The sequence below is a fragment of the Mesorhizobium sp. M1E.F.Ca.ET.063.01.1.1 genome (genome assembly GCF_003998155.1).
In the GTDB taxonomy this organism is placed as follows: domain Bacteria; phylum Pseudomonadota; class Alphaproteobacteria; order Rhizobiales; family Rhizobiaceae; genus Mesorhizobium.
Genome location: NZ_RZSC01001705.1, coordinates 1 through 411, shown reverse-complemented (window position 1 = coordinate 411; position 411 = coordinate 1). Strand labels below are relative to the sequence as shown.

1 protein-coding gene is annotated in these 411 nt (G+C 61.3%); it reads right to left on the bottom strand.

Annotated features, from left to right (window positions below; all coding sequences use genetic code 11):
- Positions 1-96: 96 nt before the first annotated feature.
- On the bottom strand, positions 97-411 hold a 315-nt coding region (locus EOA29_RS40515; protein WP_145970204.1), incomplete at its 5' end, for a pyridoxamine 5'-phosphate oxidase family protein.

The following is a 411-nucleotide window of genomic DNA, read 5'->3' as shown; positions in this document are numbered from 1 at the left end:
TCGTATGGGTGGGACCGTTAGCCCGCCGGGTCTGAATGCCTTGGCTTTGCCGGCCTCGCTCACGCAACCCAAAGGTTGTCTTGGGGGCGAGCGCGATCAGCAAGTGACGACATCGGTGTGGCCGAAACCCTTGGAGTAGTCGAGCACCGAGATGACCGTAGGCATCACGCGAAATATGCGCACCTGATCCGGAGTTGGCATCGGTCCTGGCAGCGAGACTTGCTGCGGATACTTCAGCGGCAGCATCCGCAGGACCTTTTCCGCTTCGGCCAGGTCTGTCACCGCCTGGGCTCGCGCCGCCATGGAAAGTCCGGTGATTTCCATCACCTGCGGCGTGTCGTGATCGATGGTCAAGGACACGCGATCGTCCTGCGTCAGATTCCCAGCCTTCTGGCTTTCCAGACCGCAGAG